Raw genomic sequence first — 22,470 nt, 5'->3', positions numbered from 1 at the left:
CCATTATTTTATGTCGTAAGAGGCTAATAATTGTTGGTATTCCGGTAAATCTCTTCTGCGGATGCTTTCACCTTCGCAAAGCGCTTGTACCTGCATGACGCCTTCAATGATTTGTTCAGGTCTTGGTGGGCAGCCGGGAACATAAACGTCCACCGGAATGATTCTGTCGATCCCCTGCAAAACAGAATAAGTGTCGAAAATGCCGCCGCTTGAGGCACAGGCACCCACAGCAATGACCCATTTCGGCTCAGCCATTTGGGTATATACCTGTTTTAAAACTGGACCTAATTTTTTGGAAATGGTTCCACAAACCATTAGCATATCTGCCTGTCTTGGCGAGAAAGAGTTTCTTTCCATACCAAATCTTGAAGCATCAAAAGTTGGATTTAGCGTAGCCATGAATTCAATTCCACAGCATGAAGTAGCAAAAGGCAATGGCCAAAGCGAGAATTTTCTTGCCATCCCAATCACACTGCTGAGTTTGGTGGCGAAAAAACCTTCTCCTTCAAAACCTTCCGGAGCTTCCGCATCCATTCTTATTACTGGTTTATTATCAGACATTTTAATTTTCTTAAAGTTACTAAAAATTCAAATTTTCAGACTGTTATTTATCCCAATCCAGTGCACCGCGTTTCCATACATAAACGAAAGCGATGAAAAATACAGAGATAAAGGTAAGTACTGCGAAGAAACCTTCGACACCGAATTCACGGATGTTAACCGCATAAGGGTAAAAAAAGACGATCTCGATATCGAACAGTACGAAAAGTACTGCGGTTAAAAAATACTTTACAGAGAACGGCGTTCTTGCATTTCCTTCTACTTCTACACCACATTCGAAACTTTCATTTTTTTTGGTAGACGTCGATTTTTGTCTTGGTCCTAAAAAATGAGTTCCTAAGATAGAGAGTAAAACGAAACCTGCACCAACCGCAATCTGAAGAATAATCGGGATATAATTTTCGGGAAGATTCATCTTGTCATTATTTTCTTAATCATGCAAATTTAAGGAATTAAGTATAATAGAAAAAATTATAACCCTTAAATATCGTTGTTAACAAACAAAAATTAAATGTATGACAAGCATATAATTTATTTTTTGCCGGTATCTTTTACTCTTTTCAAAACCAGATACGCCAAATACCCGATATACAGAAAAAGAAAACTGGCAAAAATAATGTTGATCGCTTCATTAAGCCGGGCATCTTTGACCTGAAAAAACTGGTTGTACACGATGAATGCAATGATCATCGCCATGTAGATGTAGAGTTGTTTCTTCATTTTTGTCTTATTGTTTTTCGTTGCCAATTTCCATTGCGTAAGTTCTGCGTCGTTTGTGATTTACAGGATTGTAATCCTGCCAGAGCACCTGAACACTTTTGTTTTCTTCTAATTCGGGGTTGGTTTCAAGGATTTTAACCCCTTTTTTACTGAAATTGCGCCAGATTTCTTTAAATATAATAGAAGTTACGCCTCTTCTTTGATAATCCGGGTGAATTCCGATGAGATAAAAATTAGCACGCAGGTTCTTTTTGCCCGCCTGTAAAAAATGGTACCAACCCAACGGAAATAATTTACCATTGGCTTTCTGCAGTGCTTTCGAATAAGAAGGCATTGTAATCGCAAAGGAAATCAGCTCATTATGTTCATCGACGATACATACAATGTAATCTTTATCAATAAAACCGAAATATTTTTCCCGGTAGGTTTTTATTTGCTCATCTGTAATGGGAGTGTAGGTTGAGAGGGTTTTGTAAGTTTCATCCAACAGCCTGAACATGGGTTCTACATAAGGAAGTATTTCCTTTTTATTTTTAAACTGGAGTACTCTTAATTTATATTTCTCAGCAATCAGATTGCTGAATTTCTGTACTTTTTCTGACAGAACTTCCGGGAAATCCAGTTCAAATTCTACCCATTCTTTTTCTTTAACTAAACCTAATTTTTCTAAATGTTGTGGATAATAGTCGAAGTTGTATAAACCGATCATCGTTGCGGTCTTATCAAAACCCATGGTCAGCATGCCGGCTTTGTCCAAATTGGTAAAACCCATCGGTCCTTCAATTTTACTCATGCCTTTTTCTCTGGCATAATCAGTGGCTTTCGAAATCAATGCCTTGGAAACCTCGATATCATCGATAAAATCTAACCACCCGAATCTTACTTTTTTGATTTTTAATTCATTGACCTCTTTATGATTGATCATCACTGCAATTCTGCCGACCACTTTTCCGTCTATGTAAGCCAGGTATTTTTTGAATTCTGAATAATCTAAAGCCGCATTTTCCCTGGGATTCCAGATGTTTTTTTCGTCATTGATTAAGGGCGGAACATAATTTTCATTACTTTTGTAGAGTTCCATCGGAAATTTGATGAAATTTTTTAAATCAGCATCGGTTTTTACTTCAAGAATCGTAATCACATTCATCAGTTTTAGTTTGAGAAAACAAAGATAAATCATTCGGCCAAAACTAAAAACTTTGGCACGTTTTTTATTGCTAGATAGTCGATTATTAAATTTAGATAAAAAAGAAAAAATGACAGGGTATTATGTAATTATTGGGATTTCGATGTTGGTGAGTTGGTTGGTTTCATCCAGATTAAAAGCAAAATTCGAACATTATTCGCAAGTACATTTGCGCAACGGGATGTCCGGAAAAGAAGTCGCTGAAAAAATGTTGAAAGATAACGGCATCAATGATGTTAAAGTAATTTCAGTTCCGGGACAATTGACGGATCATTATAACCCGGCAAATAAAACAGTAAATTTATCAGAAGGCGTTTATATGCAGAGAAATGCAGCTGCGGCGGCGGTTGCGGCACATGAATGCGGTCACGCTGTTCAGCATGCTGTGGGTTATTCTATGTTGCAGTTGCGGTCAAAATTGGTTCCGATGGTCAACATCAGTTCTAATTTGATGCAGTTTGTATTAATCGGTGGTATCGTTTTAATGGGCGCCACCAGAACCATCCAAAATCCAAATGGAAACACTACCGTTCTTGCTATTGGTGTAGCCATGTTTGCAGTAACCACTCTTTTTGCCTTTGTGACTTTGCCTGTGGAATACGATGCAAGTAACCGGGCGATGAAATGGTTGAAAGATACCGGAACGGTGACTTCAGAAGAATATGTAGGGGTGAAAGATTCCCTGACCTGGGCGGCTAGAACATATGTTGTTGCGGCACTGGGTTCATTGGCACAACTGTTATACTGGGCGTCGCTGCTGATGGGGAGAAGAGATTAAGAAGAGCCAGGTAAAAAGTAAAAAGAACCAAGTGAAAAGAGCTAGGTAAAAAAAGCTAAGTAAAAAGAATCGGGTACGAAACTGAATTTAGGAAGAGTTGTTTCCTAAGAATTCAGGAATTTAAACGAAATATTCTGCATCTCAGACAACTGCTCTGAGATGTTTTCTTTTTCAGAAGTTTTGAGCTGGGCAGTAATAGTACATTTTTCTTCTGTTTTAAAATCGATGATTTTGGCGCCAAATTTATTTAACAAGGTGAAAATCACATTTTGCTGGTCAAATTCAAACTGAATTTCTATTTCAGACTGCAATTCTTTGGTAATCAGTTCGCAGGATTCCAAGGTAAATTTGGCAGATTCTTTATATGTTTTAACCAAACCCGAAACGCCTAATTTTGTTCCGCCATAATATCTGACCACGATCAGCAGAACCTGGGTAATATTATGCGCCAGCAGTTGATTGTAAATCGGTAATCCTGCGCTGCCGGAAGGTTCGCCGTCATCGTTTGCACGGTAATTTTCACCATTTATTCCTAATCGGAAAGCGTAGCAGTGATGAGTTGCTTTTGGATGTGCTTCCTTAACTCTCGCCAATGCCGCTTTTATGTCTTTTTCATTTTCTACGGGAAAAGCAAAGCCAATGAATTTGCTTCCTTTTTCTTTAAGAAGAATGTTTTCGACCGGCGATTTTATAGTGTCAAATGAAAATTCCATGGTTAAGAATTTTTATAGAATTCAATCAGATTGTCCCGAAATTGTTTTGTTTCGAACTTTTCAAAATCAAATACCGGCGCTTTTGTTCCATGAAGTAAATGCAGATTTTCATTTTTAATGATAATTGCTTCATCCCAAAGATTTTGGCCGATAAACTGTTGCAAAGTAAAACGTCCGCCCTCAATGATAACCGATTGAATCTGTTGTTCAGATAATTTTTCCATTAGATTTTCTATGAAGTTTTCCCTTTTTATTTTAATAAAAGTAATATTTCTTTCAACTGAATTTTTCACAGCATTGAAAACCAACGTTTCCGCTTCGTCATTGTATAGATTAAAATGGGCAGGAACCTTTAAATCAAAATCGATTAAAATTCTCACCGGATTTCTTCCCACAATTTTTCTCGTTGTCAAACTTGGATTGTCGGTCAAAGCTGTATTTGTCCCAACTAAAATGGCATGTTCCTCACTTCTAAGCTGATGAACAAATTGTCTGGTCAAAGCATTACCGATTTGAGTCGGTTTAAAATCCTGATCTAAAAAACCATCACCGGATTCGGCCCATTTCAAAATAAGATAAGGTCTCCGTTTTTGGTGGAAAGTAAAGAACCGCGTGTTCAGTTCCCGACATTCTTTTTCCAGGATTCCGGAAATAACTTCAATTCCTGCGTCTTCTATAATCTGTTTGCCTTTTCCATTCACTTTATCGTGAGCATCCAAAGTTCCGATGACCACCTTTTTGAAACCGGTTTCTACAATTTTGTTGGCGCATGGAGGCGTTTTTCCGAAATGCGCGCAGGGTTCCAGCGAAACATAGATCGTAGATTCCTTTAACAATGCTTTGTTTTTAACAGAGTTAATTGCATTAATTTCAGCATGAGCACAACCTGCTTTTTCATGAAATCCTTCGCCGATAATTTCGTTATTATGTACAATTACGCAACCGACCAAAGGATTTGGATAGGTTTGCCCTAAAGCTTTTTGGGCGAGATCGACGCAGCGCCGCATGTAAATTTCGTGGTTCATCTGAATTAAAAAACACCCAACGGGTTGCCGGGTGTTTTATTGATTATCATTAAAGATTAATTTTTTGCAGCAACTTTTATTTCCGGAATCTTGAACTCAATCATCGTTGTAATGAGATGATCTCTTTGTCTTCCCAAAGATTTCGCGGCAGATTTTAAATCGCCGTACATTCTTTTTGCATAAGATAAAATAAGGAAGCTTTTTGAGGTTCCGTTATCATACTTTTTAAAACGATAGACATTATACTCGATAAAAGAACTGCCTTTTTCCGGACTTTCAGAAATGAAATAATCGACGATATATTCCTTTCCGTCGGGACTTTCAACTACATTTACTTTTGCGAATTTATCAGATTTCGCTCTTTGCTGGATTCCCTCAACTTTTTGACGGACCGCCAACTCCATTTCTATTTCTTTGGTGAAATACGAAAAATCGAGGAGTTGGGTGAAGTCTTCAATGCGCTCATCACTGGGTAAATACTGTTGCCGATAAAGGGTTTTCGACATCGGTTTGCTCCAGGACAAAAAATATTCAGTCCCATCATATTCTATCGGGCCGGGGATTGATAATAAATCCGGTACGCTGCCCTGTGCTTTAACAAAAGATAAAGTGCTGATGAAAAGGAGTAAGAATATTTTTTTTACCATGACTTTTTTATTGGTTTTCGCCGATCAGAATACTGTGTAAGCTTTGTTTCATGCTTTCGAGCTGTGCTTTTTTATCGTCAATTTTCTGGTAAGTTGCTTTCAGTAAAGGATTTTCTCTGGATGCATTGCTGAAGAATCCAATGTTGTTTTCCATTTTTACGATTTCCGCTTCTAAATCAGTAATTTGATTTTTGATTTTTCGGGCTTTATCGGTGACTTGGTTTTCAGAAAGTCCTTCTTCTTTCAAATCATATTCGTGGATTTTGTTCAGTTTCAGTTTGTCGCGAAGCACTTTGTTGAACTCAGTATTGATGGTGATTTTCTCTCTTGGAACTTTTCCGATATTATTCCATTTTGATTTAATCTGCTCTATTTTTTCAACGCTTCCTTCTTCGTTGCCGATTTCTTTTAATTCGTCCAAAAGAAGTTTTTTACTTTTGAAGTTTTCTTTCCAGTTATCGTTGGCGGTATTGTTTTTTTCTCTGTAATTATTAAAGAAAGTATTGCATGCTTCCCGGAAATCGTCCCAAACTTTGTTGGTCATGCTTCGCGGTACGTGACCGATTTTTTTCCAGTCTTCCTGTAATTTTTTAAATAAAGGTACTACCACTTCCCATTCTTCGGAGAGCATATTGTCTTTTGCCGAGGCGATTAATTTCAGTTTTTCGTCAAGGTTTGTTTGCTGAGAATTTTTTAAACCTTTGTAAAATTCATTTTTCTTTACATTAAAGTTTCTCAAATGTTCTTTAAAATCATTCCAGTTTTGATTCGAAACTTTTCTTGGGACATTTCCTAATCTTAAAAATTCAGTGCGCAGAGTTTCCACTTTTTTAATGGCGTTTTGCCAATAATTATGATTGGTCTCTTTTGTGGCTTCCGCCATTTTTTGGATTTCCGCGATGATTTCATTCTTACGGACCAGATTATCGTTTTGTTCTTTTTCGATCTGTTCGGTCAGTTCAGATTTTCTGTCATGGATTTTATTCGAGATTTCTTTGAATTCGTCCCATGTTTTTTCCCTGAATTCTTCGGCAACCGGTTCTGCTTCTTCTTTCCAGAGTTTATGAAGGTACTGCAACTCATTCAGCGCTTTCTGCACGGAAGGTTCCTGCTGTAATTCTTTGGCCCGTTCGATGATGTGCTGTCTTTTTTCTAAATTATGTGCAAATTCCTGCTCCATATATTCTTTGTTCATATCAAGCATTTGATAGAACTGATTCAGATGATGGAAGTAGTTGTTATTCAGTAATTTGAATTCTGATTTCGCCACTTGGCCGGCATTTTTCCATTCTTCTTTTATTTCGCGGATGGCTTTGAAAAGATTGGTTCCTGCTTCGGTATTGGTATAGAGGTTTTTCAAATTTTCGATAATCGTCTGCCGGTGCGCTAAGTTGATATGGTGGTTTTCTTCCTGTTTTCTGTGGTATTCATCGTTCTTTTCACGGTAAATATTCAGTAAACCTGAAAGTTTAGCCTGTAAAGGATGTTGATGACTGAAAAGTTCTACAGGATTTCCTGCTGCAACAAATTCACTTTTCAAATCTTCGGTTTGATCGTGAATCAAATGATTCGCCTGCTCTTTCAGTTGATTGAATTTTCTAAAATGGGCGCCAGCATCTTGTTTGTTAACGATGGTTTCCATTAAGGAAAGAATTTCTGATAAAGACAAATGGGATAAATCTTCCGCTTGCTCTTCATGATGTTCTTCCTCTTCATTTTCTGCCGTTTTTTCAGCGGCAACTGCTTTGGTTTCTGCTTCTTTAGCGGTATCCGGTTCCTCAGAAGATTCTTTCTCCTCAACGGTTGGCTGAATTTCTGCAGGAGCTTCTTCTATATTCTCAGTTTCTTTGGGCTCTTCTACAGCTGCATCAAGAGTTTCTGACAGGGTTTCAGTCATTGTTGCTGTTGGGTTTTCAGCGGTCTGTTCGTTTGAAACCTCATGGTTAATCGGTTCTTTCTCGTGGTTCTCAGAAAGTGAATCTTCTGTAATCATAGCAGTCTTTTTATTAAGTTTTTTTGGTCGGTTTATTTTCAACGATAAACCGTGCACTAAATTAACTTATTTTTTTTGAACATTCCAAATTTCCCATGCTTTTTCTGCTTGTTGTTCAAGCATATAAAATCCATTCACCGTTTTTGCGCCATTTTCGGCGGACTTTTTTATAAAAGAGCTGTATTCCGGATTATAAATCAGGTCGATAATTAAATGACCGGAAGTTAATGCGGCAAAGGGGAATTCAAGACATTCGGCCACATTCGGGAAAGTTCCGACCGGGGTACACTGGATGATTAAAGTGTTTTCAGCCACAATTTCTTTAGTAATATTCCCGAAATTTAATTCGGTGTTTCTGGAAACGGTTTTGTAGGGAATGTCATGCTTTTCCAAAATATATTTTACGGCTTTTGCAGCACCGCCGTTTCCTAAAACCAAGGCTGCACGATGATGATCTTTTTTGTGAAGTAAAAGTGTTTTCTCAAAACCAAAAGCATCGGTATTAAATCCTTTTTTAATATTGTCTTTTATCAGAACCGTATTTACGGCACCTATTTTTTCAGCTTCATCACTTAATTCATCCAGGTAAGGAATTATTTTTTCTTTAAAAGGGATGGTCACATTTAGACCGAGTAGATTTGCATCATTGAAAATCCTGTCAACTTCGGCAATATCATTTAGATCGAAAATGGTGTAAGTGTGATTGTTAAGAAATAGTTTTCTGAATTTATTTTCAAAATAATTTTTAGAAAAAGAGTAAGAAATATTTTTCCCGATGAGTCCTAATTTTTTTTGTTCCATTCTTCAAAATTAAAAAAAGACCGGCTAAAAACGGATCTTTTTGGAGGATTTATTTTTTTGACTAGAATTTAAAGATTTTATACTTTTACATTTTTCCGTCCTCAAGTATTTCCGTTAAATCATATATTTTTCAGGATAAAATCCACCCGTTCTTCCGGCGGTATAACAGGTACATGAACCAAGGGAAAGTGTAAACTTTCGTACACGCTGATAATAAGGTTATGGATCCGCACCTGTTCCGATTCATCTTCAAGCCGCGCATAATCATTGGTTAAAGGGAGCCGGTCTAAAATGAAAATTTTGTGATATGCATATTTATGGCATTCCTCAAGAAGAATGTCATCATACTTCAAACCTAAAAACTGGTAGTACGCCATGGCATCGGGTAAAGCCCGGTCCAGAAAGACCTGTTCATGAGGGTCGAGGATTGATTCTTTTGCGATCTGCATTTTCAGAACGTTTAATTGAAATTCTTTTTTATTCTTCCTTATTTCCTCCACGGTCCGTCCCTTTATTTCCTGCATATCAATATAATGACGGGCAAACTCAATAGTCGTTTTGTAGCCCCTTTTTGCAAGGAGATCCACTACTGTTGTTTTTCCGGTGCACGGTCCGCCTGTTATGACGTTCCAGTTCGTTTGGATTTTTCTGTTTTCCACCGTCAGGAATTAATTTATGGAATGACAGTGATTTCAGCATGATCATTCAAAGCGGGGATTTCAGCATCCCAATCATAAACTGTTTTAATTTGATGCTGCAGCCCTTCTGCTCCCTCTTTTTCTGCATGAACGATGAAGATGCGTTCCGGTTTTCCGGCAAGTTTGCTCATCCAGTCGATTAAACCATTTTGGTCGGCATGAGCGGAAAGTCCTTCCATGTTTTCGATGGTTGCCCTTACCGTAAAATATTTTCCGTACAGTTTGATTTCTTTGGCACCTTCCAACAAAGCCCTGCCCCGTGTTCCTTCTGCCTGAAAGCCAACCAGCATAATGGTAGCATTGGCATCGCCCAAATATTTTGCAAAATAGGTGAGTACCCTTCCGCCGGCTGCCATACCGCTTCCGGCAATGATGATTTTCGGACGGGAATCTTTTGCCAAAGCAAGGGTCTCATTCACGGTACCGATAAAGGAGATCTCATCGCACATCCCGTAATATTCTTCTGGAGAAAGCTTATGCCAGTCTCTGTTCTGATGGAATACTTCGAGAACATTCCGGCTCATCGGACTGTCCATATAGATAGGGATTTTTGCCATTTTTCCACTTTTATTCAGCTGCCAGAAAAGATACATTAGCAATTGAGTGCGTTCCACTGAAAAACTAGGGATGATGATGGTTCCGTTTCTCTCGGTGCAACGGTTAATGATTTTCTGTAAAGCATCGATAACCGGAATCTCAGGATGAAAGCGGTCACCGTAAGTGGCTTCAATGAAAAGCAGGTCGGCTTTTTCCGGCTTTTCCGGCGGGAAAAGTAAAGGATCGATTTCCCTTCCAATATCACCAGAGAATACTAAAGTTTTGTCCCCGACTTCCATCTCGATAAACGTCGCACCAATGATATGTCCGTTGTATCTGAAGCGGTAGCGGATATTTTCGTTAATGCTTTGCCAGTCATTTAAAGGTTTTGATCTGAATAAAGGCAAAGTTTTTTCTACATCATCAAGGTTATATAAAGGCAGGGCAGGATGGTGCCTGGAATATCTGAATTTGTTTGCTCTCACCGTATCTTCTTCCTGAATTTTGGCACTGTCTTTTAAAATGATTTCAGTGATCTGAAGGGTGGGAGAAGTACCAATGATATTTCCGCTAAAACCTTCTTTTACCAGTCTCGGCAAATAGCCCGTATGGTCTAAATGTCCGTGCGTGAGCAGAACCATATCAATTTGATCTGCCGGAAACGTTAGCGGTTCCCAGTTCAGCAGCCGCAGTTCTTTCAATCCCTGAAACAGTCCGCAGTCGATCAGAATGTTTTTTCCATATGCGGAAATTAAGTGTTTGGAACCGGTGACAGTACCTGCTGCTCCCAGAAATTTGATTTTAATTGCGCTCATGATTTTAGGTTTTAATGGAATTGACTGCCATGGGAAATGGTTCGCATAATGCGGTGCATTCGGCCTGTACTTTTTGAAGACGTGGAGGCCTTACTCCAATATGTTCCAGAATTTCGCGGCTGTTCACGATGCTTTTGCACAGCACGATTTTGTCATCCAGCAACTGTTGTTTTTCTTTTTGGGTGAGTGTGGTTAATGAGGTGATGGGGTGAAGCCCGGAACGGTCTATCCAGTCTTTCAGTGCATTGTTTTTCGGGTAGTCCCAACTTACCAGCTGCATCCCCATACATTTTGCGTACTGTGCGGCATCTTCCGAAAAGCGGGTATTGGTGATGACCCATCCCTGATCAAATTTTTCAGGCTGACCCGTTGCAACGTTCTTTGAAGTGGCCACATCTCGAAATCTTGAATGGATATACAGTGGTATTTTGATGTCGCATACATATCCGGGTCGGTTATGAAATTTACATTCAATCATGATGTGCCGTTCTTCTTTTTCGGCAGTGATATCCACTTCATGGGTCACGCAATGTCCCTGAAGAAAAACTCCAACCTGGGTTTTGTATTCCTGCACCTGTAAAAGTTCAGCGACATACCGTTCGAAAGGAAAACCGGAAGGACCCAATTCCAGCAGTCCCTGTTTTAGTTTATACCTCGCTGCGACCGGACGCGAAACATTTTTCAGTAAACGGAAGGCAACCTTATGGATTTTGCCCGTGGACATGCCTTCAACCAGTAACGAAATTATTTCACTGATCACTTCCTCTGCCTCAAAATCATTTGCGCCCGCACGCAAAAGGGATTTTTTGAGTTTCCCTACATTGAAAGGCACTTTCTGTCCTGAAGATTTGGTGATGAGGATGCGTTCCGCTTTATTCTTCATGATGGGTAATTTTTTAAATATCAGAAATAACTGCTCAATAATGGAGGTTGCGCGCAGTAAACAAGCTGGTGTTGAACTTCAAATTGTTCAATATCAAATGAATAGTGTTTTCGTGATACTAATTTACGAAAAAATCAGTATATGGTAATCACTGAGGAATTACAAAAATGGCCGGAAGAAATATTCCGGCCATTGCATTTATTTAAAGTGATTCTCTGAATAAAATACTGAATTTATTTCAGATAGTTTTCTACCAACGCTGAAACCACCCTGTTTTAAGGGAGGAAAAACCGGAAAAATACCTGTTGTAAAAGAATAAGTGGCTGCTGCTTTTTAGGTCTGTATTTTTGAAAATAAAAAAAGGCCGGAAGAAAAATCTTCCGACCATAATGGGGTTAAAAACCGGTCTTTGTTTAAAACAGGAGTCCTGAAATTATTCAATAATAAATTTCGCGTTACTGTTTCCTACTTTCAAAATATAAACGCCTTTCGGCAAGTTTTTAAGAATGATTTTATTGCTGTTTTTAAACGGCTGGGAAACCGTCTGAACTAATTTTCCGCTGTAATCGAAAATCTGAGCGGTTGCAATATTTGTTAAATCTTTACCACTGATATTCAATTCTCCATTTTTTACTGGATTTGGATAGACCGTAAAATTAGATTTAGTAACTGCATTTTCAGTGGTTGCTAAATCTTTATAGCAGGTCCATTTCATATCATCAATTGCAATTCTGTTGGAATTTGAATTTACCAGACTGATTTCGATATTCCCGGAAATGTTAATTCCTGTAACGGTAGTTGTCGTTTGTGTAGCGCTGTATGGAATGGTTTTTCCGGTATCAACATCATTTACAAAAATTTTCAAAGTACCGGCACTGCCCGTAAATTTTAATTGTGTCGTTACTGTTAAATCGCCAATTCCGTTCGGAACTGATAATGCTGTAAGGAAACCATTTTTGATGGTAATCGCTTTTCCGTTAATGGTTTGATCTGTTCTCGAGTCTTCCGAAGTCCATGAAATTCCGTTGCTGGTCCAGTTATAAGTGGAGTAAGTAGAGGAGGCTGCTGGGATAGAATCGAAGGTTTCATCGCCACAGTTTAAGCCAATTGCCAGCGTAGTTGCTGTTACTGAATTACTTGCTGGAGAAACGTTTCCTGCAGCATCTTTCGCAACTACATAAATGGTGTAAACGGTAGAAGGATCTAAATTGGCAATATTAGAATTGGTAGAAGTTGTAGAACCTGTTAATTGTCCATTTACATACATATCATACGAAGCAACTTCAACATTATCTGTTGCAGCAGTCCAGCTTATGGCGATATTATTTGTTCCTACTGAACCTAAAGTTAAATTCATTGGTGCTGTCGGTGCTTGGGTATCGATCAAAGTCGTCCCTGTTACGGTGTTGCTTTGTGGGGAAACATTTCCTGCAGCATCAGAAGCAATGACATAGAAACTGTAAGTGGTTCCCTGAGTCAATCCGGAAACTGTTACCGTGTTGGTGCTGGAGTTCATGTGAAAAGTACCATTAACATATACTTTATAATAAGCAACTCCAATATTATCTGTTGAAGCAGTCCAGGCTAAATTAGCTGACGCAGTAGAAAGAGAATTTAAAACTAAATTAGTGGGAGTAGAAGGGTTTTCATTATCAATAACCTGAGTTCCCCATATTGTTTGAATCCATTCTGGATGGTCAATAAAAGGATTTCTATTATTTTGATAAACATAGGATGCATTGTTTCTTGCAATTTCTGCGGGCGAAACGGGGTCTTGAGCGGCCCAGGTCAAGAGTACATTTTTTTCCCATTCCTGCAAGCCAGGATAAGTCGTATTTCCTAACATGCCTCCGGAAGAGAATACTGAAAGTCTGCTTTCATATCGGGTTACAAAGTAAAAAACCATTCTTGCGATATCACCCTTAAACTCATCGATAGGTTCACAGACTGTTCCTGAATAACCTTGTGAAGTGCTTGGTCCGACTTTAGTTCCGTTTTTTGATTTAAAAGAAGGATTTGTTACCGCACCAAAAGGATAGTTGCTCCTCATTCCGTTTACTTTTCCATCGGTGGGACGAATGAAATGAACATCGGAAACCATGGGGGCTTTACTTCCAAAAAAACTTTGTGGAACAACATGTTCTCTGTTGTAGCAATCCCCCTCTACACTATAGTTACCACATTTTTTTTGACCATGCCGATAGTTGTAAGGATCTGTTCCTGTAGGATTTTCGGAATACATATCCAGAACCGTTCCGTCATTTTCATAAAAGCTGTCGGTGTCTGTGGTTGGATACGCATTGTATAACCCGTCATAACCTTTGTCTTTGGCACCGGCCGTGATAATTTCGCTTAGTTTTGTTTTCAGAGCGGAGCCCGATAAGCCTTCGGTTCCGTTATAATAAGTAGCTGGAGCTTGCGCTGATGCTATTGAAAACATGAAGCCCAGTAAAAGAGTAGTGAGTTTTTTCATTATAAAAAAATTAAAATTGGAGGGCAAAGGTATATAAAAATGTAAAGAAAAAATGTCTTTTTTATATAAAGCTGATTTTTTTTAGGTTTTTCAGAATGATAACTGGGATATGTTGTAGTATTCTGTCTTTTAATGCTAAGAAAAAATACTTTTTTAATAGAATAAAAATGTGTTTGGTTGAAAATCCCAAGAATTTAATTATTAAAAACAGTATTGAAAACCCATGGCGAACATCGGTTTTTAATACTGTTTTAACTGGTTTTAAAATGTCTTTTGTTAACCTTTGAGAAAAGCCATGCAACCGCGAGTCCAAAGATTCCTGCAGTGGCGGTGACGATAAAATAGTTTAGGGTGTTAATTCGAACCGGAAAAGCCAAATCGGTATTCGCGCCTGCTTTAAAGAAGCCGGTATTGATCTGTATATAACAAATCGCAGTTCCCAAAATCAGTCCGCAAATAATGCCGAAAAAGACAATTAAAAGTCCGGTATAGAAATAGATATTCCGCAGCGATTTGAAATTCATTCCCAGAGAAATAAGGGATTTCGCCTGTTCTTTTTTATCCAGTTGTAAAATAATAATCGCTCCTGCCAAATTGAAAGTGGTAATGAAAATAACCAGCGCGAAAATCAAATAGATAAAGAGTTTTTCGGTGTTGATCATTTTCCAGAAAGCCGCATTTTCTTCTTTCTTGGTTTTCAGATCATAGTCCATACCCAGTAATTTCGAAAGTTGTTCTTTAACTTCATCTGCTTTATCAGCATCCTTTAATTTAATAACAATCTGATAGGCAGAGTTTTTCGGCAAGTTCAAAAGTTCCCGCGCAAGTTCAATAGGAGAAATAATGGTATTGTCAAGTTGATCATTCCCGGGAAAAATACCAGAAACTATAATGTCTCTTTTGGTGAAAATATCTTCTTCTTTACTGATCATTCCCGTCCCTGGCTTGGGCATCAGAATCGTGGCATAATCTGCAGCTTCACCAACGGGAATCGTAAGACGGTTGTCGAGTTTGTTTTCCATCAACACCTCGTTCGAATATTTAAAACTCGGATAGTTACCGTATAAAATATTCTGATTGATGGGATTTACAAAAATATAGGCAGAATCCACCCCACGCAAATTGGCGATATCTCCATTTTCACGAAAACGGATATAAGCCTTCTCTTCAATTACTTTTGAGAAATGGGCAATGCTTTTATTTTGTCCGATGATTTTTGTTGCGTTGTCGATGTTGGACAGTGCCTTTCCTGTATTGCTTTTTATGGTAATATCGGCGTGCACATTCGCAATTAAATCCTGGTTGAGTTCCTCTAAACCCGAGAAAACAGAGATGATGATAAACATCGCAGCCACTGCAACCATCATCGCCACTGCCGCGAGCCACGTAATGAAAGTGACGGCCGTACTACCTTTTTTGGCTAAAAGATAGCGGGTAGCGATATAAAATGAAGTGTTTTTCAAAAGGAAATAACGATTTATAACAGATTAAAGGATTGGATTATCACCTTCGCCTCTCAATTCTTTTTCAATTTTTTCCACGTCGTCTAAAGTGGTATCCAGGTAGAAATTAAGTTCCGGGATTATCCGGACCTGTTTGCCCATTTGTTGCCCCAGGAAGTTTCGGTAAGTTGATTTGTTGACCAAAATTTCCTTCATAATATCTTTGCGGAACTCTGGCGGAAAAATACTCAGGTAAACTTTTGCAATACTCAAATCGGCCGTTACTTTTACATCAGAAACGGAGATTAAAAAGGACTGTTTGCTTTCTGAGGCTTGTTTACGGAAATATTCCGCTAAATCTTCCTGTATAATTTGGGCGACTTTTCTTTGTCTGTTGCTTTCGTTCATGGCGCAAATTTACTACTTTTGTTTGAATTATTTTCCCGTCGTCAGGCGAGATTTTTTTAACCATAATAAAGAGCAGCGAAAATAAAGGCCGGATTCCGTCCGGTTTGATTTAAACCTGGCAAAAGCAGCTTTAAAAATACGCTTCGTCCTCCGATAAACTGCATTAAAAAAAATGTCCGTTATAAAATAAGAATAGAACGCTTTAAAATAAATCATTCTGACTTTAATTTTTTTGATCTCATCCAACATCCAGCATCCATCACCCAACATCCATCATTATGAAAATAGAACATCTCGGTATTGCCGTAAAATCTTTAGGAACATCGGACGACTTATTTGCTAAATTATTAGGCAAAGAAAACTACAAACAGGAAACCGTGGAAAGGGAAGGCGTTACCACTTCCTTCTATGAATTAGGTGAAAGCAAAATCGAACTTCTGGAAGCGACCAATCCCGATAGTGCCATTGCCAAATTCCTCGATAAACGCGGAGAAGGGATTCATCATATTGCGTTTGGAGTAGGAAACATTTATACAGAAATCGAACGCTTAAAAGCGGCAGGATTCATCTTTATCTCCGAAGAACCGAAAGACGGTGCCGACAATAAACTCATCGTTTTCCTTCATCCGAAATCTACGAACGGTATTTTAATAGAACTGTGTCAGGAGAAACCTTAAGGTAAGAGCCAAGTAAAAAGTAAAAAGAGCCAAAGCAGAGTGAATGGTGTACTTTTTAAACCGATTTCAATTAACCTTATCAAGAGATTGGAAAAGCCTGCGTCTTTGGTAAGTGTAAAGCCTTTGAATATTAAAAAGTGAGAAAAACTGAGTGTTTGTAAATGAAACCTTTGTTTTGCTCAGAACGGGATTAAAAATTTTCATGATGAGTAATGCTAGCGATAAAAAAAATCTTCAAACTGCATTTATCAAAACTTTCTCAGGAAAATCCTCAAATAAATTTTGATTTTTTAAAAAAAACGCTATTTTTGCAATCCCAATTGAGACTTCTATTTCTTTGAAATAAAGATAGGCCCTATAACTCAGCTGGTTAGAGTAGCTGACTCATAATCAGCAAGTCCCTGGTTCGAGCCCAGGTGGGGCCACAATATTGGAAATAAAGCACTTGCAGCGATGTAGGTGCTTTTTTGATTATTAAAAAATCTTTATTTTGCATCAGTGCCAAACTGAAAAGGTATTTTGAAAAAGTGGTTTTGTTATAGAGACTTGGGAATGGAAATACAGCAGTGCAAGAATTTATTGTGATGAAAATCAGGAGATTTTAGAAATTGATGTAAATCTGTAATGATGATGGGAACGGGCGGGACGATCGCAGCGGGCTTTTAGATTTTTTTGTCATTGGCAAAGCAAAGGCGCAAAATTTCCTAATTGACTCTGTTTTAAGGCGCAGTTTCGGCTTCGCCGATTGGGAAGAATTATATTCAGCCTCTTTTTAAAGTCATACTCAAATGGTGATGGTCTAAATATTCCCTTCTGCCTTTGCATTAGTTTGGGTCGAAGTGCACTTTAATTTTTAAGTTTTTGAAGACCTTTGAGATTAAGAATTGTAATCACCCTTGCATTTTTATTAATGAGTTTTTCTGTTTTGAAATCGCTGAGAATCCTGCTTACCGTTTCACTGGCCATTCCTGCCATCGCAGCAAGATTTTCTCTTGAGATTTCGAAACAGTTGGTGGGTGAATGATTCGCATGGAGTTTGATCAGTACTTCGGCCATTCTTTTTCGGACGGAATAATAAGCGAGCTGTAATAATTGTTCTTCGTGATCAATAACATTCTGTGCTAAAATGGTGATGAATTTTTCGGCAATGTCAGGATATTTATGCAGCAGCTGCTCTATAACTTCTTTTGGCACAGAGCATAATGTACTATCTTCCAATACCTCGGCTGTTTCCTTATATTCTTTTCCAGAAAACAGGGATACAATTCCAAAATAGTCGTCGGGATGATAAGTTCCTGTCATCAGTTCTTTACCGTCCTCAGTCATTTTTGTTGTTTTAACGGATCCTGAAAGAACTAAATAAGCGGTATTTGCAGGATCGCCTTCATAATAAATGATCTGCTTTTTTTTAAAGAATTTAATTTTTCTTTCGTCAAATGATTTTTTTAATTCATCAAGGCCGTGTGAATCCAGAAATAGATTGGTCATCTTGGTGAGCGTAGAGGTGTACATGCTTTTCTGTAGTTCTTTCTTTTTCAGCCTGCTTTCAATTGCACTCAGGAGTTCGGTATCATCGAAAGGTTTTGTGAGATAGTCATCTGCTCCCATTTCGATTCCTTTTCTGATTTCTGTTCTATCGGTTTTTGCAGAAATAAAAACAAAGGGAATCAATGCGGTATCTTCCCGGTTGCTAAGCAGATGGAGGACACCGTACCCATCCATTTCCGGCATTATAATATCGCACAGGATAACATCCGGCATATGTTCAATAGCCATTTCTACCCCTTTTCTCCCGTTATCCGCCTGGAAAACTTCATAGCTTGCCAGTGTAAGAAGGTCGGCAGTATTCTCACGGATGTCTTCATTGTCTTCAATAATCAGAACGCGTTTTTTTTCCATTGGTTTAAAAAAACAGTATTAATGTTCATTATATTTTATGAAATGACAGGGTGAATTTACTGGCCATTCCAGTTTTGCCTTTAAAAAGAATTTGACCGTTCACAGGGTGATTTTTCTGTCAAAGCAAAGGAATTCAGGCTTTCTATTCTGCCATGCTGTTAATGGTAATAATACTTTCAGCAGCAGTTTCTATAATGGCATACAACAGTTTTTCACTTTTCATCATTTATAAGTAACTGAATGTTATAAAGTTAAAACTTTATCTTTAAATTAAACTATTAACATGGAAAGATGTAAATTTTTTATATGGAAGGGCTCTGTTTTGCTTTCTGAATCGGCAAAAATCGGCATACCGAAAATATATTTTAAAAATTGTTCATTTTTTTATATTAGAAGAGAAGCATTCCATCTTGGGTAAGGCTGATCCTGCATCTGCAGATATGGTAATCACGAAATCTACCGTCTGTATTTTTTTGATATAATTTTTTATGAGATCGGGGCCAGTACACTTATTTTTGATTTTGAATGTCATTAAAAAGACGTTCTGCATTTTCTTTTGTAAACAGTCCCGTTCCTTCTGTCATTGTAGCAGCAGATCCACATGCAATCCCCATTGAAATCATTTTTTTATGGTCTCCTCCGTTGATCAGGACAGACAGCATACCGGCAACCATACTGTCTCCGGCACCCACCGTACTTTTCACTTTTACCACAGGAGCTGCAATTTGAATCTTTTCATTTTCTGAAAATAAAACAGCTCCGCCAGAACCTAATGATACGACAACTATTTTAGCTTTTCCACGCGAAATTATACGTTGAGCGGCCTGTTCTATCTCACTGTCTTCCAGTTTGTCTTTTCCAACAAAAGCACTCAGTTCCCGTACGCTGGGCTTGATTAAAAATAAACCTGCTTCTATCGCTGTTTTGAGCGCTTCCCCTGAGGTGTCTACAATAACGTTACTGCCTTTGGCTTTGCATTTATTAACAAGTTGGCTCAAAAAAATTGGATCAACCCCTGGTGGAAGGCTGCCACTAAACACTACAAAATCGGGACAGGGATTTATCCTGTCGACAAAATCTGTTATTTTTTTTTGTTCTTTCAAGGTAAGCTTTCCGCCGGGGAATATAAAACGATATTGCTCTTTGCTAACGGTATCCGTAACAGTAAAGTTTTCTCTGGTTTCTGTGGAAATGTCAAGCGGGAATGTATGGAGTCTCTCGGTCTGGAGTATTTCTTCCAACAACTGGCCAGTTCTTCCTCCGGAGGTAAAGAAAACATCTGAGGAAATCCCCAGTCTTGCTAATCCTCTGGAAACATTGATGCCGCCACCTCCTGCCTCATGTTTGGGGGCTTTGCACCGTAGTTTCAATCGTGGTACTATGTTTTGTACGCTGCTGCTTTTGTCTACTGACGGATTTAAAGTAATGGTTAGAACAGATTTTTTCATCGTTGTATTTTTTATTAATGTCATCACACAGTAATTTTCTCGGCGATAAAAACTTTACGGGTAGTACTAATTATGCACTTGCCAATAAAATTTATATATATATCTGTCTTTGATCATAATGAAAATTTTTAATCTCGTCGTGAATGAGACAAAGATTTCATTACAACAGGCTTTTTTTCTCCTTTTAAATGCAAACTTCGGTGTAATTGATCACTAGATTCGGTTTAAACTGAACATCTCTTTTTTGTAGTAAAAACGGATGTTTTTCATGTGCTAATTTGTATTCAAATATAATTAATTTTCGGCTCTGTTTATTCCTCTTTTTTTGTGCATCGATTCTACCTTCAGTTCGAGGCGGTGAGATTGGTGGATCAGCCAGTCTAAAATAGTGTCAGCAATGGTTTTTTCGCCAATAATATCATACCAACCCTGAACCCGAAACTGTGAGGTTACAATGATAGAACTGTTGTTATGACGGTCTTCAATGAGTTCGAAAAGAGTAATTCTGTTTCTGCTAATGCATGGAGTCTAAAATCATCGAGTATAATCATCTCTTAGGGTTGTATTTTGGCAAGTTTCTGAAGATAAGAGCCATCTGCTTTTGCCATTTTCAATTTAGCAAACAATTTACTGGTGTTAAAATAACTGACTCCGAAATATGTGGTCAATTTGACCGTTTTTTCTATTAACCTAATAAACGAACACTTTAGACCCCACTCAACTAATAATTGAAGAGTTTTTTTGCTTTGTAAGTAAAGCCATATGTTTAATGAATAATATTAATTGACTTCAAATCAAGTGGTTGCGCAAAATTTGTGGTAGGTTCGTTGGTTTATAATACTATGAACGGTTTTGCTATTCGAATTCAAAATCATATTGACTATGCTATTTAACGTAGTATTTTTGATTTTATGAAGTAGGAATTACCAGATTTTTTTTTAATATGATTTATGAAAAAAACATTTAATGAGAATATACCTACATATGAGATAGTCCCCCACCAAAATCTCATTTTTGTGGTACCCCTCCCATGCTGCTTACTTTTTTTTGAAATTTAGAAACAGAAGACTGGCTTCTCAATAATTTTGCAAGAAATAAATATGGGATCAATCTCAAAAGTTGTGTGTAAATTGAAATAAACTTTAAGAACATTGGATCATTATCTGGAACTGCTGAAACATATTCTGCCTGAATTTTTAATTGAACATTTTGATTTAACCAAGCAAGCCACCGAGGGTGAAGTGATGCACCTTTATTTTGAGGAGAAAAATAACCCTCCCAAAGAAGTGTCAAATCGAATTTTAATAGCACACGGATTCCATAAGGAGATTACTATTCAAGATTTTCCCCTGCGTGGAAACGCCGTTTACCTGCATATTAAAAGGCGCAGATGGCTGGATAAGAAGACAAAGGAAATCGTGCAGAGAGACTGGAACTTAGTCGCAGAAGGCACCCGTTTAACGAAGGGGTTTGCCGATTTTTTAAAAGAAATCTGTCGATACCCGACCTCTTGATTGTAAAACCATTGCTGAAATGTACGGTGTGGCGGGTAAAAAATTCCAGCGCCAATACAAAAACATATAAAACCTGGAAAGAGAAATCCCATGCACAGGAGTGGCTCATTTATCCCGAAAACATGTCACAATCCTTGTCGATAGAGGAAGTAGCCTTGTCTAGCGGTGAACTTTATACTGTGGTTACTTCTAAAAAAGCGAAAGGTAAAAAAGGTTGCCTGGTTGCCATTATTAAAGAAACCCGTGCAGAAACCGTCATAGAACATTTACTGAAAATCGACCGTAGGTTGAGGTTAAATGTAAAAGAAATCACTCTGGATATGGCCGGTTCCATGAAACTCATTGCCAAGAGATGCTTCTCCAATGCCAAACGAACCATTGACCGGTTCCACGTACAGCAACTTGCCTCAGAAGCCCTGCAGGAAATCCGTATCAAGCACCGATGGAAAGCTATAGAGCAGGAAAGCGATGACATCCTAAATGCCAAGAAAAATAAAGAAATCTACCAACCAGAACTGTGTTCAAATGGAGACAGTAGAAAACAGCTCCTGGCACGAAGCAGGCATTTGCTGTATAAGAGCGCCTTCCACTGGACTGAATCCCAGAGAGAACGCGCCCAAATCCTATTCAGTGGATATCCGGATATCCACCACGCTTACCAACTAACAGAAGCTTTAAGAAACGTCTACCACAAGAAAAACACCAAAGAAATCGCTATGTTAAAATTAGCAAGATGGTATCACCAGGTGGAAGCGTCTGGCTTTAAATCTTTTGCTATCCTATTAAAAACTTTTACCACCCACTATAATGATATCCTAAACTACTTCAATCATCGAAGTACAAATGCATCCGCAGAATCTTTCAACGCAAAAAAATAAAAAATTTAGAAGCAACTTCAGAGGAGTCAGAGATCGGGCGTTTTTTCTATTCAGACTACAAAATATTTTTGCATAAACACAACTTTTGCTACTGATCCTAAATATGTGGGGTAAATGTGGGGATTAAAATCGAGTAAAATAAAATAACCTACTGATAATCAGCAGGTTATTTAAAGTAATTGTAGAGAGGATGGGATTCGAACCCACGGTACAGTTGCCCGTACACTAGCTTTCCAGGCTAGCTCCTTCAACCACTCGGACACCTCTCTAATTGAAGACTGCAAAAATAGGGTATTTAATTGAATTCTAAAAACGGAAAACCGTAATTTTTACAAATAAAAACTTATTCTCCCTTTTTGCTCCTTGCTGTGGCG

At 38.2% G+C, this 22,470-nt stretch carries 21 protein-coding genes, 2 tRNA genes and 1 pseudogene; 5 read left to right on the top strand and 19 right to left on the bottom strand.

What is annotated here, in order from left to right:
* Positions 1-3: 3 nt before the first annotated feature.
* The 4 genes from QF004_RS11350 to QF004_RS11335 all read right to left on the bottom strand — a co-directional run bounded on the left by QF004_RS11350 (position 4) and on the right by QF004_RS11335 (position 2,428).
* Positions 4-561, bottom strand: coding sequence for an NADH-quinone oxidoreductase subunit B (locus tag QF004_RS11350; RefSeq protein ID WP_133438512.1), 558 nt, complete (start codon positions 559-561; stop codon positions 4-6).
* A gap of 43 nt (positions 562-604) precedes the next feature.
* Positions 605-976, bottom strand: a complete 372-nt coding sequence (locus QF004_RS11345) for an NADH-quinone oxidoreductase subunit A (protein WP_133438511.1) — start codon at positions 974-976, stop codon at positions 605-607.
* 116 nt (positions 977-1,092) lie between these two features.
* Positions 1,093-1,281, bottom strand: coding sequence for a hypothetical protein (locus QF004_RS11340; protein WP_307426380.1), 189 nt, complete (start codon positions 1,279-1,281; stop codon positions 1,093-1,095).
* Between the two features lie 7 nt (positions 1,282-1,288).
* Positions 1,289-2,428, bottom strand: a complete 1,140-nt coding sequence (locus QF004_RS11335; RefSeq protein WP_307426377.1) for a GTP cyclohydrolase — start codon at positions 2,426-2,428, stop codon at positions 1,289-1,291.
* A 109-nt stretch (positions 2,429-2,537) separates the two neighbouring features.
* On the opposite strand from QF004_RS11335, the gene QF004_RS11330 reads away from it, so the two are divergent.
* On the top strand, positions 2,538-3,245 hold the full coding sequence (locus QF004_RS11330; RefSeq protein ID WP_133438508.1) for a zinc metallopeptidase: 708 nt from the start codon (positions 2,538-2,540) through the stop codon (positions 3,243-3,245).
* 104 nt (positions 3,246-3,349) lie between these two features.
* On the opposite strand, the gene QF004_RS11325 is transcribed toward QF004_RS11330, so the two are convergent.
* The 11 genes from QF004_RS11325 to rbfA form a co-directional block, all read right to left on the bottom strand.
* On the bottom strand, positions 3,350-3,958 hold the full coding sequence (locus QF004_RS11325; protein ID WP_133438507.1) for a YigZ family protein: 609 nt from the start codon (positions 3,956-3,958) through the stop codon (positions 3,350-3,352).
* Between the two features lie 2 nt (positions 3,959-3,960).
* Positions 3,961-4,983, bottom strand: a complete 1,023-nt coding sequence (gene ribD / locus QF004_RS11320; RefSeq protein ID WP_307426372.1) for a bifunctional diaminohydroxyphosphoribosylaminopyrimidine deaminase/5-amino-6-(5-phosphoribosylamino)uracil reductase RibD — start codon at positions 4,981-4,983, stop codon at positions 3,961-3,963.
* Between the two features lie 56 nt (positions 4,984-5,039).
* Positions 5,040-5,630, bottom strand: a complete 591-nt coding sequence (locus QF004_RS11315) for a hypothetical protein (RefSeq protein ID WP_307426369.1) — start codon at positions 5,628-5,630, stop codon at positions 5,040-5,042.
* A 7-nt stretch (positions 5,631-5,637) separates the two neighbouring features.
* Positions 5,638-7,527 (bottom strand): DUF349 domain-containing protein, encoded by a 1,890-nt coding sequence (locus QF004_RS11310; protein ID WP_373456905.1) that lies wholly within the window; start codon positions 7,525-7,527, stop codon positions 5,638-5,640.
* 162 nt (positions 7,528-7,689) lie between these two features.
* Positions 7,690-8,424: a shikimate dehydrogenase gene (locus tag QF004_RS11305; protein WP_307426363.1), complete on the bottom strand. Its 735-nt coding sequence runs from the start codon at positions 8,422-8,424 to the stop codon at positions 7,690-7,692.
* Between the two features lie 119 nt (positions 8,425-8,543).
* Positions 8,544-9,083: an ATP-binding protein gene (locus QF004_RS11300; RefSeq protein ID WP_307426361.1), complete on the bottom strand. Its 540-nt coding sequence runs from the start codon at positions 9,081-9,083 to the stop codon at positions 8,544-8,546.
* A 14-nt stretch (positions 9,084-9,097) separates the two neighbouring features.
* Positions 9,098-10,474 (bottom strand): MBL fold metallo-hydrolase RNA specificity domain-containing protein, encoded by a 1,377-nt coding sequence (locus tag QF004_RS11295; RefSeq protein WP_307426358.1) that lies wholly within the window; start codon positions 10,472-10,474, stop codon positions 9,098-9,100.
* A gap of 4 nt (positions 10,475-10,478) precedes the next feature.
* On the bottom strand, positions 10,479-11,357 hold the full coding sequence (locus tag QF004_RS11290) for a restriction endonuclease (protein WP_133438500.1): 879 nt from the start codon (positions 11,355-11,357) through the stop codon (positions 10,479-10,481).
* A 433-nt stretch (positions 11,358-11,790) separates the two neighbouring features.
* Complete coding sequence (locus QF004_RS11285; protein WP_307426352.1) at positions 11,791-13,830, bottom strand: endonuclease; 2,040 nt, start codon at positions 13,828-13,830, stop codon at positions 11,791-11,793.
* Positions 13,831-14,081: 251 nt separating this feature from the next.
* A complete protein-coding gene (locus QF004_RS11280; RefSeq protein WP_133438498.1) occupies positions 14,082-15,293 on the bottom strand; it encodes an ABC transporter permease in 1,212 nt (403 codons plus the stop codon).
* Between the two features lie 24 nt (positions 15,294-15,317).
* Positions 15,318-15,680, bottom strand: a complete 363-nt coding sequence (gene rbfA / locus QF004_RS11275; protein ID WP_133438497.1) for a 30S ribosome-binding factor RbfA — start codon at positions 15,678-15,680, stop codon at positions 15,318-15,320.
* 278 nt (positions 15,681-15,958) lie between these two features.
* Between rbfA and mce the strand changes: the two genes are divergently transcribed.
* Both mce and QF004_RS11265 read left to right on the top strand, forming a co-directional pair.
* Positions 15,959-16,357 carry a methylmalonyl-CoA epimerase gene (mce, locus tag QF004_RS11270; RefSeq protein ID WP_307426349.1) on the top strand — a complete coding sequence of 133 codons (399 nt, stop codon included), beginning with the start codon at positions 15,959-15,961 and terminating at the stop codon, positions 16,355-16,357.
* A gap of 351 nt (positions 16,358-16,708) precedes the next feature.
* Positions 16,709-16,782: transfer RNA gene (locus tag QF004_RS11265), tRNA-Ile, on the top strand.
* A gap of 421 nt (positions 16,783-17,203) precedes the next feature.
* On the opposite strand, the gene QF004_RS11260 is transcribed toward QF004_RS11265, so the two are convergent.
* From QF004_RS11260 to QF004_RS13985, 3 genes are all read right to left on the bottom strand, one after another.
* Positions 17,204-18,256 carry a response regulator gene (locus tag QF004_RS11260; RefSeq protein WP_307426346.1) on the bottom strand — a complete coding sequence of 351 codons (1,053 nt, stop codon included), beginning with the start codon at positions 18,254-18,256 and terminating at the stop codon, positions 17,204-17,206.
* Positions 18,257-18,765: 509 nt separating this feature from the next.
* A complete protein-coding gene (locus tag QF004_RS11255) occupies positions 18,766-19,704 on the bottom strand; it encodes a 1-phosphofructokinase family hexose kinase (protein ID WP_307426344.1) in 939 nt (312 codons plus the stop codon).
* A 294-nt stretch (positions 19,705-19,998) separates the two neighbouring features.
* Positions 19,999-20,208 (bottom strand): ATP-binding protein, encoded by a 210-nt coding sequence (locus QF004_RS13985; protein WP_373456904.1) that lies wholly within the window; start codon positions 20,206-20,208, stop codon positions 19,999-20,001.
* 647 nt (positions 20,209-20,855) lie between these two features.
* Here QF004_RS13985 and QF004_RS11250 point away from each other — a divergent pair.
* Entirely contained in the window at positions 20,856-21,218 is a 363-nt protein-coding gene (locus QF004_RS11250) for a transposase (protein WP_307426341.1), read from the top strand.
* A gap of 19 nt (positions 21,219-21,237) precedes the next feature.
* A pseudogene (locus QF004_RS11245) lies at positions 21,238-22,172 on the top strand (transposase).
* A 106-nt stretch (positions 22,173-22,278) separates the two neighbouring features.
* Here QF004_RS11245 and QF004_RS11240 read toward each other — a convergent pair.
* A tRNA-Ser gene (locus QF004_RS11240) sits at positions 22,279-22,365 on the bottom strand.
* Positions 22,366-22,470 lie beyond the last annotated feature (105 nt).

The sequence above is a fragment of the Chryseobacterium sp. MDT2-18 genome (assembly GCF_030815285.1).
Taxonomy (GTDB): Bacteria; Bacteroidota; Bacteroidia; order Flavobacteriales; family Weeksellaceae; genus Kaistella; species Kaistella salivictor.
Note: the sequence above shows the minus strand (reverse complement) of the source record. Positions and strands in the feature narration are given on the sequence as shown.